Here is a 10,757-nt window from a genome sequence, read left to right as displayed (position 1 = left end):
ACTTAGTTATTGAGCGCGCGGAGTATTATCTTCCGTTTTACGGGTACGAAATCCCATACGTTCGTAAAGCGCTACCGCCGGGTTTATATAAAATACACGTAGCCGAAGCAAGTGAATGCCCGCTTGTTGAGCAATTTCTTCCGTGTATCGAATTGCCGCTGTACCGAAGCCATTGCGCTGCCATTTTTGATCAATTTGTAGTTCCCGAATATAGTAAGCGCTTTCATCGTGATTTACGCACAGCAGCCCCACTCGTGACGCGTTTATGACCAGCTCGTAGCTGTCTAACTCACGCCACTGTTTATCAAATAGGTCAGTATCCCAGCGCATATCCAGCTGTTTGTAATAGGCTGACATATTCCGAAGAATTATGTTTTCCGCAAACGCCTTATCGTTAGTAGGCTTAATAATAGGCGTCATATCTCGATCCCCAGTATTACTCGTCAATTACATCCTGCCAGCCTGTTAGAGCGATCTCTTCGTATCAGTCATCAATTCATAGCTGCTTTCGGAAGTAAATTCGATTAAACCCTGCTTCGCACCTGCTGCCAATTTCGATATATCCAAGCTTCGCATACATGGCGATATTTTCCGTCATGGCTTCATTTGTATAGAGTTCTACGGCCTTGTTCCCGGCCTCTTTGGCTGCACGCTCAACGTGTTCAATCAATTGCTTACCAATACCGTTGCCACTATAAATCGGCAGCACGGCGACGTTTTCGAGATGCATATAATCGCCATCTGGATAGAACACCACGTAGCCCGCAAACTGTAAATCAAGGGTGGCAACGTCGATGTAGCCTTTATCGATTTGGCTCGCAAAGTCAGCATGCATCGGTGCTGGTTCACGGCCGATACGCTGTATGTACTTTGCATAAGCCAGCCGCGCGCAGGTCTGAGGTTGCGAGTGCTGAGTGAATTTTGATTGAGGATACAATCAAATAACCCTATGTCTTATAATGAATTAATGCCGAATTACATGACTTAAGTTAAGATCGGCACTTGTGAATTTTGTAGGGACAACGTAACGCGGGAAAAACAGGTACCCGCTCCAATTAGCACTAGATCACTGAGCATTGATAATTAGGTCATGATTTTTCACTTACTAAACTCATCCAAAGAATCATCAACAATATGTAAAAAAAACCTAGCAACATAATGCAAAAAATTAAAATATACAACACTACCCTTTAACGTTAAATCAAAACCAGCTTTTCAGAGAGAATAAAAAATCAAGAACATAATTTCGCTAAACATCTTTTTTATCAGCTTCCTCATTTCTATAAATACCATATATTGAATCTGACAATCTTGTACCCGCGCCAACAACTCTAGCAAGAACTTTTAGTTGCTCCTGAATAATTCTGCTCTTTGAATTTTCAGGATAATTAAAGTCATGATCAATCTCACCCCAAACTTCTTCAAATAGAGTTCTCACTTGCACTTCACATGTAATATCACTATCTTCTCTTGGTTTAAAAACATAGTGAACACTAGTATAAAAACTCTCCTTCAGTTTCGATCTAACTCCTAGACCTTCAAAATAACGTGAATACTCAGGATCCCAAGTATACGCTTTTGGCTCTTCAAAAAGCGACAACTCTCCAGAACGCACATAACTCATAAGTGCCTTATGTATCTCTTCAAACTGACCAATATATATATGAAGTATTCTAATTCCACATATATCTGTAATTCTCGACTTAACATTCTCAGAAGTAATTTGCCCCTTTCTCTCACTCTCATCAAGCGCCAAATCCTCGGCATTTTTTCTCTTTATTTTTTCTTCAAGGTGTCCGAAATCTTTAAACCTCGACTTGTGGCTGTGTACAAGCCTCTTTAAAATAGGATCTCTATTCAAATAAGAAACAAATTTATCGTGTAACAACTCATAAAGATGCAAATCATTCCTTATGATAGAAGTTATTTCATTGATATTTTCATCGCTCATTTTATAATAGCTCCAATCTTTCCGATACAGCTTGAGCAAGACGAAGGTATCCAACCTGGGTTGCACGATAAAGACCAGCGTTTCCTCGAATAGTATTCTTTTCCTCCCCTAAATCAGGGACATCGGGAACTTCCCACATAGGTTTCTTATATTTCTGAGCCATAGTTGGGAGAGTGCCATGACCGTGAATTACGGAATTCTCACCTATTGAGCTATCATAAAAATTTACTGCATCATTAATTAGGCATGTTTGTGGTATATATTTATTAATTGTTGAAGGTAACTTTTTTGCATAGTTATAATGAGCAAGCGCAACATTTAGCTCGTTTGGAGCATCTGTTCTCTTTTTTGCGTTATATACTGTATAGCCAAGCAACCTAACAAACTCTTTGGGGAAGTATTCTCTTTTACTGTCAGACAACAAAGAATGCATCGTATTAAATTCTTTTTGCCAAACTTTTAAAGCATTACCTATATTGCGAATACCATAGTCAGAAAACATATCTGGTGCACATGGTATCAAAAAGGTATCAGAGTTTGAAATAATTATTTTATTTAAAGCACCTAAACTAGGTGAAGTGTCAATTAAAACCACATCGTAATTAAATTCAACAGCATAGTCTTCACATATTTTTCTAATCGCAGTGACTATTCTAACTGCCTGCGGATCACCTAAAAAAGCATCGCTCCATTGTTTTGAAAGTTTATTTTCAAACAAATGGAGGGTTAATCGACCAGGTATCAAATCATAATTATCTTTTAATTTTATTGGTTCACAAAGCACTGTCTCATCAGACTCTCCATCTTCGATAGGCTTCAATAAGTAATGGATAGAGTGGTTCTTTTTATGAAACTCCTCAAACTCTTTTGATGACATTTTGTTTTTTGCAGCTCTATAATCTGCAATAAATTCATCTTCTCCATTCCAAATTTTTTCAAGCTGATGTTCAGTCAACCCATACAATGTTAAATTCGACTGTGGATCAAGATCCACTAAGAGTACACGTTTTCCTTGCTCAGAAAGAGCTGCGCCTAAATGATAAGTCAAAGTCGATTTTCCAACACCCCCTTTATTATTGAATATAGATATTATTCTCATAAGTCTCCTTGAAATATTATAAATAAAAATTTTATAGATTATAAAACATCATATATTCAACGCACAAGCTCTAAATAAAATTAACAACAAAAACTATTAATTACACGCATTTACCCTAACTGAAACGGATAAACAGCCCCAATCGTTAGCAACTGGGTTAGCTCATCCAACGCGGCTAGTGACTCCTGCGCGAGCTGCGGGTCTTTGAGGTCGTCCACAGCCAGCCGGTCGCGATAGTGGCGATTTACCCAGACGGTGAGATCATCGTAAAGCCCATCGGTGAGCAGCACGCGGCCAGTTAGCGCTGCTCGCTCTGCCTCGGAAAGAACCACGCGCAGTCGCAGGCAGGCGGGGCCGCCGCCGTTGCGCATGCTCTGCTTGACGTCTTTAACGATCACTTCGCTAATCGGGTTATTACCCGCCAGCAAATGGTCTTGAATGGTGCGCCATACTGTTTCTCGCTCCTGGCATTCGCCGGGCACCACTAGAGTCATGGTGCCATCCGGGTTGGAGAGTAGCTGCGAGTTAAACAGATACGAGGCTACCGCATCCTCCATGCTTACCGCTTCCAAAGGTACGCGCACGGGAATCAGCGGCGTGGCCATTTTAGCGCGCAGCTCATCCAGGGTGCCCTCTTCGTCCAGAAAGGCCATTTCGTGGTAGAGCAGGACGGGGCCGTTGCCCACGGCAATCACATCGTTATGGAATACGCCTGCATCGATGGCGTCCGGATGCTGCTGGGCAAACACCGTTTGCGCCTCGGTTAACCCATGCTGGCGAGCCACCGCCTGGCTGGCTTCCAGGGTTTGCCTAGCCGGATAGTGCTTGGGTTCGCGCTCGCCGCTACGCACGTCACCAAACGCCTGGCGGCCATACACAAACAGATGAACGCCGGGTTCCCCGTGCTCACCGCATAGACGGGTGTGATTGGCCGCACCTTCATCGGAAAAGGCGGGCGTTGCAGGCAGCACCGGATGGTGGGCGAAGTGCTGCTCGTCGTGGAAAATTGCCTGCAGCACCCGGCCAGTCGTTTGCGGCTCTAAATAGCGGTGAAAGCTGGACTGTAGATTTGCTGGCGTGAAGTGTACCCGTCGATCAGATGCATCCAGGCTTGGTGTGATCGTGCCCGCATTCGCTGTCCACATACTGGACGCCGAGCAGACCGCCCGCAGTAGCTGAGGGGCCTCTTTGGCGGCACGGGCCAGCACTTCGCTATTGCTGCCGCTAAAGCCCAAATCGCGCAGTGCGCCAATATCTGGCCGCTGCTGGGGAGGCAAAACGCCCTGGGCATAGCCTGCGTCCATCAGCGACTTCATCTTTAAAAGCCCTTGCAGCGCGCCCTCTTTGGGGTTGGACACTAACCCGCCGTGGCTCATGGAAGCGACGTTACCTACCGCCAACCCCGAGTAGTTATGGGTTGGGCCGACTAGGCCGTCAAAATTGACTTCCCGGACGTCGAGGGCGCTCATAGACTGACTCCCGGCGGCAGGGTCTCGGGCATCTCCAGGCTGTCGGCTTCCATGGAAGCGACCGGATAGGCGCAGTAGTCCGCCGCGTAAAACGCGCTGGGGCGGTGATTGCCGCTGTCACCCACGCCGCCGAAAGGCGCATCGCCGGAGGCACCGGTGGTTTGGCGGTTCCAGTTGACGATACCGGCACGAATGCGCAGCAAGAAGTCGTCCCAATCGGCTTGATCACCGCCAATCAATCCGGCGGAAAGCCCGTAGCGGGTGTTGTTGGCAAGCGCGAGCGCTTCATTCCAATCGCTATAGCGGTGGATTTTCAGCAGCGGGCCAAAGTGCTCCTCGTCGGGCACATCCAATCCCGTCACGTCGATTAGCGCAGGGCTTAACAGACTGGTGTTCTCCTGCAGGCGCAGCATGCGGTTGATTACCGTGCCGCCCATGGACTCCAATTCATCCTGGGCCTGAAGCAAGCCATCCGCCGCCGCCACGCTGACCAAGCCACCATAAAACGGCGCAGGATTTTCCTCAAACTGACCCGCCACGTGCAGCTTAGCGATTGCCTCTGAAAGCGCATCGATCAAGCGATCACCGACGGCGCCTTCAGGCACCATCAAACGCCGCGCGCAGGTGCAGCGCTGGCCGCCGGAGAGAAATGCCGACTGCAGAATCGCCAGAACCGCTGCCCGCTCGTCGTCGACATCTTTCACCACCAGGGGGTTATTGCCGCCCAGCTCCAGCGCTAGAATCTTATCCAGTTGGCCAGCAAACTGCTGGTGCAGCATACCGCCCACTTTGGCGCTGCCGGTAAACAGCAGGCCATCAATATCGGGATTACCTGCCAGCGCTTGGCCCACCGGCACACCGCCCTGCACCAGGTTGATAACGCCTGCGGGCAGACCGGCTTCCAGCCAGCACTGCAGGGTTAAATCTGCCGTCAGCGGGGTTTGGTCGCTGGGCTTGAAGACCACACAGTTACCCGCCAATAGCGCAGGCACCATATGCCCGTTGGGCAGATGACCAGGGAAGTTATAAGGGCCAAACACCGCCATCACGCCGTGGGGGCGATGGCGCAGCACCGCTTTTGCACTGCCAACGGCTTTTTCCCGCTCACCGGTGCGCTCGTTATACGCCTTAACCGACAGCGCCACCTTACCCACCATGGCACCCGCTTCGGTGCGCGCTTCCCAGAGTGGTTTACCGGTTTCAGAGGCGATTGCCACGGCTAACGCTTCACTACGGTTTTTGAGCACCTCGGCAAACCGTTCGACCAGCGCCTGACGCTCGGCAAAGGGGGTACGCGCCCAGTTGGGAAAGGCACCGCGGGCGGCTTTTACCGCTGCGGCGACTTGCTCAGCGCTGGCGGTCGCGGCTTGCCATAGCGGCTGACCGGAAACGGGGTCAACCTTGCTCAACGGCTCTGCGTCGCCCGCGACCCAGGCGCCATTGATGAGTTGCTGCTGTTGGGCGTGCATAAAAAATTCTCCTGTAAACGTCGCCTAGGAAACCTCTGATTAACTATTGCGCTTGGCCATACTGCGTTAAAAATCGCCTCAAAATGCTCATTTCCCCCCCGTAAACTCCGCTTTTTCGTTGATTTTTGCCTTGTCTGGCCTGCGCTCATCACATTAATCAGAGGCTCCTTAGGTTTCGAGTAACCGTAAGGTATCGCCGGTGGAAACGCCTAAACGCTGCGCTTCTTGTTCGCTAAGCACGATGGTGTTGTCATCGGTAGGCGCACGACCTACCCAGCTGGCTGTGAAGTTCAGCATGTGGGTGGTGGCGGCCAGCCAGCGGCTAACGCTCTCTTCCGCTGCGCTATTGGATATTTCCACCTGGCAGAGCCGTGAGTTACGGATGGCGCGCACGTCGTCAATATAAGCTTCGACCGTCGGGCCACCATCGAAAATGTCGATATAGCCTTCCCAGCGCAGTCCCTCTTTTTTAAGCATTTCCAGCGCCGGGCGGGTATGGCGATGCACCTGACCAATACAGGCCCGCGCCTCTTCGGCCATAAAGGTGGTGTAAATGGGAAACTTGGGCATCAGCTCGCCGATAAAGCTTTTCTGCCCTAGACCGGTTAATCGATCCGCTTCGCTGAAATCCATGGGGAAGAAGTGTTTACCCAGGCTCTCCCAGAAAGGGCTGGTGTTGTTTTCGTCAAACACACCGCGCATTTCCGCCAGCACTTTATCGGGGAAACGGTCGCGGAACTGGGCGATAAACAGCCAGCGAGCTTTGGAAAGCAGCGCGCCATTGCGCAAGTGTTTGTTGGCTTCGCCGCGGTATTCCGGGCGCAGAAACAGCGAGCACACTTCGGCGTCACCGGTGTGGTCAGAGCTTAAAAACAGCGTATCGATGGTGCGGTGTAGATCCAGTTGCACCGAAGAGTGTGCCAAGGTGCCCAGCCGATAGTTGTAGAACGGCACTTCCCGGCCCACCTGCCCCTCAATGGCGCAGCAGCCAGCGAGTTCGCCGCTTGCTTCGTCTTCCAGCACAAAGAAGTAGAGCCGGTCATCCACCGGGGTGCGCTCTTCAAAGGCGCTGGCGGCAGACTCAATCTTACCGGCTAGAAACTCGCGGTTATCCGGCAGCGAGGTAAAGCCAACGCCCGCCTGCTGCGCAAGCGCCTGAAGCCCATCCAAATCATCACGGGCAATGGGTCGAATGCGCATTACATCTCTCCTTCATCGAGTGCATCTACCGCGGTGGGTAACGTCAGCGGCGCGGCAAGTACCGCCCGCCCTTCCGTGACGCCCAACCGCTCGGCGTGCTCAGGAGATAGCATCAACTGACCGGTGGGCGAGAGCGCGTAGCGCGCGACGATGCAACGGAACTCACCCAGTTTTTGATTGGCAACCAGCGCCGGTTCAGCATCAGGCAAGGTGTGCTCCGGGCGTATGCGAACAGGGTGCCAGGCGGCACTGCGGAAGGTTTCTAACCGCTCGCGCTCGGCTTTGACAATCGGCCCCGCGTCGAAAATATCCACATGCCGCGAACGCACAAAGCCCTCCGCCAGCATCTCTTCCAGCGCCTCTTCGTGAGCGGGGTGCTCACGACCTATCGCCGCCCGCGCCTGGGGCGTTAGCAACGGCAAATAGAGCGGAAACTGGGGCATGACTTCGGCGATAAAGCTCTTCGAGCGCACTCCGGCAATGTGATTCATATCCTGGAAACTGCGGGCGAAAAAGTGCCGTCCTACGCTTTCCCAGAAAGGCGATTCGCTGCGCGTATCCAGATAGCCGGGGAAGGCCACCGCCAGAATGCGCGAAAACCGTTCTGGATACTGGGCGATAAACATTAACCGCGCTCGGCGTAGCAGGCTCTCCGCGCTGGTGCCTTTATAGCGGGGATTAAGCGAGAAGGCGCACAGCAGCGTGGCGTCCGACACTTCATGGGAGAGCGCCAGCGTCTGCACTTCGCGGCGCACGTTGAGCTGCTGGGAAGCGTGAATCAGCGTTTCCTGACGGTAGGTATAATAGGCCTCGTTGGCGCCCGCCTGGGCACGGATAGTCGCCGTGCCTAGTACTTCCTCGCACGTATCGTCCGCCAGGACAAAGGTATAGTGCTCGTCTTCTGGAAACTCAACGTCACCGTTAAAGGCGTCTTGAGAGCGCGCAATGCGCTCCTGAAGCCGCTCACGGTTGGCGGGTAAGTTGGTCAGCCTCGGCACCGCGTGTTCCGCCAACTGCTCCAGCGCCATGAGATCCGACGCTTTAACGGGTCGAACTACCAGCATTCTCGACGCCTCCCCTTCCGTTAACACGAGTGACGCAGCCTGTTGTTCACTCATGCGGTCGCAACTAACCGCTCAATCGCGCGCTCCAAGCGGGCCATGCCCTCGGCGATATCTGCCTCTGGAATAACTAGGGAAGGCGCCATGCGCAGTACGTTCGGCCCTGCGATCAGCGCCATCAGGCCCTCTTCAATCGCCAGCGGCAGGATATCTTTGGCACGGCCCTCATAGGCATCCGACATCTGGGCGCCCATCAGCAGGCCCATACCACGAATCTCTTTGAACACGCCGTACTTGCGGTTGATGGTTTCCAGATGCTCACGGAACAGATCGTGGCGATGCTTAACGCCCTGGAGCACTTCGGGGGTATCGATAAACTCTACCGCAGCCAGAGCAACGGCAGACGCCAGCGCGTTACCGCCATAGGTAGAGCCGTGGGTACCGACAACTAATGATTTAGCCACCGAGTCGATTGCCAGCATGGCGCCAATGGGGAAACCGCCGCCCAGGGATTTCGCGCTGGTGAGAATATCCGGCGTAATGCCGTAATTTTTATAGGCGTAGAGCTCGCCGCTGCGGCCAACGCCGGTTTGCACTTCGTCAAAAATCAGCAGCGCGTTGTGTTCATCGCACAGGTCGCGCAGCCCCTGGAGGAACGCCTGCGTGCCGGGCACGATGCCGCCCTCGCCCTGCATGGGTTCCACCATAATCGCGCAGGTATCGTCGCCGACCAGCTTGCGGACGCTTTCCAGATCGTTGTAGTCAGCATGCAGGATGCCACCGGGCACCGGGCCAAAGCCCTGGGAGTACTTGGGTTGGCCGCCGACGCTAACGGTGAAGAAGGTACGCCCGTGGAAGGATTGGTAGAACGAGATGATTTTATCTTTGTGTTCGCCGTGGTTATCCACCGCCCAGCGGCGCGCCAGCTTCAGCGCAGCTTCGTTGGCTTCACCGCCGGAGGAGCACAAGAACACTTTATCGGCGAAGGTACGCTCGACCAGCGTTTTGGCGAGGGCAAGCGCTGGCTCGTTGGTGAATACGTTGGAGAGGTGCCACAGCTTTTCGCCCTGCTCTTTAAGCGCGTTAACCAGCACCGGATGACAATGGCCAAGGGAGTTAACCGCGATCCCCCCGGCGAAGTCGATATATTCTCGCCCCTGCTGATCCCACAAGCGGCTACCTTCACCACGCACGGGAATGACCTGCTGCGGTGAGTAGTTGGGCGTCATGTAGTGGTCGTAATCTTGACGGCTTGGGGTATGGCTCATGGCACGCTAGCTCCAATGGAGGAATAGAATGAAAACAGTATAAAGGGGTAATAAGGGTAACCGCTTTCAGTAATGGGACGGTAAGTTATGAATAGCGGCGCTTAACCCAGGCGCTCTTCCCGCGGTGTCATGCCGAAATGGTGACGGTAGGCGGTAGAGAAGTGGGCGCCAGAGGAAAATCCCGTGGCAAAGGCAATATCGCCGACTGGCCGGTCACTTTCGCGCAGCTGTTTGCGGGCTTCCTGCAGGCGCAAATCGAGATAGTAGCGGCTGGGCACCGCCTGCAGATACTTCTTAAATAGTCGCTCCAACTGACGCCGGGAGATCCCCAAGTGCTCGGCCAGTTCCAGGGTCGAGAGCGGCTCCTCAATATTGGCTTCCATCAGCGTCACGGCATCCACCAAGCTCTGCGGCGCGTGGCCCAAGCGGCTACGCAGCGGCACGTGTTGGCGCTCATCTGCCAAGCGAATGCGGTCGCAGGCAAACTGTTCCGACACCTGTTCCGCTAAGCGCGCACCGTGATGCTGACCAATCAGCGTCAGCATTAAGTCCATGGCGGCAGTACCGCCCGCGCAGGTGAGTCTATCGCGGTCAATTTCAAACAGCTGTTGAGAAAGCGTCACCTGCGGATAAGCCTGGGAAAAGGCCTCAAAACGCTGCCAGGGCAGCGTCGCCCGATAACCTTCTAGCAAACCACAGCGCGCCAATACCTCGGTGCCCCCTGCCAAGCCCCCTAGCGCTACACCATGGCCCTGGTGCCCCCGCAGCCACTCATTGAGCTTGGCGGGCAGCGTATAGGGCAATGGTGTCGGTGCACATAAAAACAGCAGGTCTAGTGGGCCTAGAGCAGTAGTTAGCTCATGCTGCGCTATGAGCGAAAGCTGGGCGCCACTCCGCACTGGCTCGTCATTGAGGCTTAGCGTGAAGGTTTGGTAAAGCATTTGCCCACTTAGTTGGTTGGCCATTTGCAGCGGTTCTAGCGCGCTGGAGTGGGTCAATAACGAAAACCCCGGCAACAACAGAAAAGCCACCCGCCGACGGGTGATACCTGTGTGGGAGGTTAACGGGTTGGGCAGCATGATAACTGACTGGCTTGTATAAAAAATTGTATAAAAAACCGCATGAAAAACCGCCATCGGCCTAGGGAAGCGACCATCTTACCCAATTGCGTAGAGGATGGCAGCGTTATGACCACTGCAGCAAAAACGTGACGCATGAATGCAAATTGCCGGGCCAAAGC

At 52.7% G+C, this 10,757-nt stretch carries 10 protein-coding genes; all 10 read right to left on the bottom strand.

What is annotated here, in order from left to right; all coding sequences use genetic code 11:
• Nucleotides 1-6 precede the first annotated feature (6 nt).
• The 10 genes from A6R74_RS01040 to A6R74_RS00995 all read right to left on the bottom strand — a co-directional run bounded on the left by A6R74_RS01040 (nucleotide 7) and on the right by A6R74_RS00995 (nucleotide 10,596).
• The gene (locus tag A6R74_RS01040) at nucleotides 7-420 is read right to left on the bottom strand and encodes a GNAT family N-acetyltransferase (protein ID WP_064232517.1); all 414 of its coding nucleotides are present in this window, start codon (nucleotides 418-420) and stop codon (nucleotides 7-9) included.
• 76 nt (nucleotides 421-496) lie between these two features.
• A complete protein-coding gene (locus A6R74_RS01035) occupies nucleotides 497-937 on the bottom strand; it encodes a GNAT family N-acetyltransferase (protein ID WP_064232516.1) in 441 nt (146 codons plus the stop codon).
• A 312-nt stretch (nucleotides 938-1,249) separates the two neighbouring features.
• Nucleotides 1,250-1,951: a RelA/SpoT domain-containing protein gene (locus A6R74_RS01030; protein WP_064232515.1), complete on the bottom strand. Its 702-nt coding sequence runs from the start codon at nucleotides 1,949-1,951 to the stop codon at nucleotides 1,250-1,252.
• Between the two features lies 1 nt (nucleotide 1,952).
• Nucleotides 1,953-3,050: a ParA family protein gene (locus A6R74_RS01025; protein ID WP_064232514.1), complete on the bottom strand. Its 1,098-nt coding sequence runs from the start codon at nucleotides 3,048-3,050 to the stop codon at nucleotides 1,953-1,955.
• Between the two features lie 110 nt (nucleotides 3,051-3,160).
• Nucleotides 3,161-4,519, bottom strand: coding sequence for an N-succinylarginine dihydrolase (gene astB, locus A6R74_RS01020; RefSeq protein ID WP_064232513.1), 1,359 nt, complete (start codon nucleotides 4,517-4,519; stop codon nucleotides 3,161-3,163).
• Nucleotides 4,516-5,988 carry a succinylglutamate-semialdehyde dehydrogenase gene (gene astD, locus A6R74_RS01015; protein ID WP_064232512.1) on the bottom strand — a complete coding sequence of 491 codons (1,473 nt, stop codon included), beginning with the start codon at nucleotides 5,986-5,988 and terminating at the stop codon, nucleotides 4,516-4,518. The genes astB and astD overlap by 4 nt, the downstream gene beginning before the upstream one ends.
• A 168-nt stretch (nucleotides 5,989-6,156) precedes the next feature.
• Complete coding sequence (astA, locus tag A6R74_RS01010) at nucleotides 6,157-7,188, bottom strand: arginine N-succinyltransferase (RefSeq protein ID WP_064232511.1); 1,032 nt, start codon at nucleotides 7,186-7,188, stop codon at nucleotides 6,157-6,159.
• A complete protein-coding gene (locus A6R74_RS01005; RefSeq protein WP_064232510.1) occupies nucleotides 7,188-8,252 on the bottom strand; it encodes an arginine N-succinyltransferase in 1,065 nt (354 codons plus the stop codon). Before A6R74_RS01005 ends, astA begins: the two co-directional genes overlap by 1 nt.
• Nucleotides 8,253-8,302: 50 nt before the next feature.
• Nucleotides 8,303-9,517, bottom strand: coding sequence for an aspartate aminotransferase family protein (locus A6R74_RS01000; RefSeq protein WP_064232509.1), 1,215 nt, complete (start codon nucleotides 9,515-9,517; stop codon nucleotides 8,303-8,305).
• Nucleotides 9,518-9,618: 101 nt separating this feature from the next.
• Nucleotides 9,619-10,596: a GlxA family transcriptional regulator gene (locus A6R74_RS00995; protein ID WP_205634123.1), complete on the bottom strand. Its 978-nt coding sequence runs from the start codon at nucleotides 10,594-10,596 to the stop codon at nucleotides 9,619-9,621.
• Nucleotides 10,597-10,757: the final 161 nt, after the last annotated feature.

Source organism: Halomonas sp. ALS9 (assembly GCF_001651035.1).
Lineage (GTDB): Bacteria > Pseudomonadota > Gammaproteobacteria > Pseudomonadales > Halomonadaceae > Vreelandella.
This window is presented reverse-complemented; position numbering and strand designations above follow the sequence as displayed.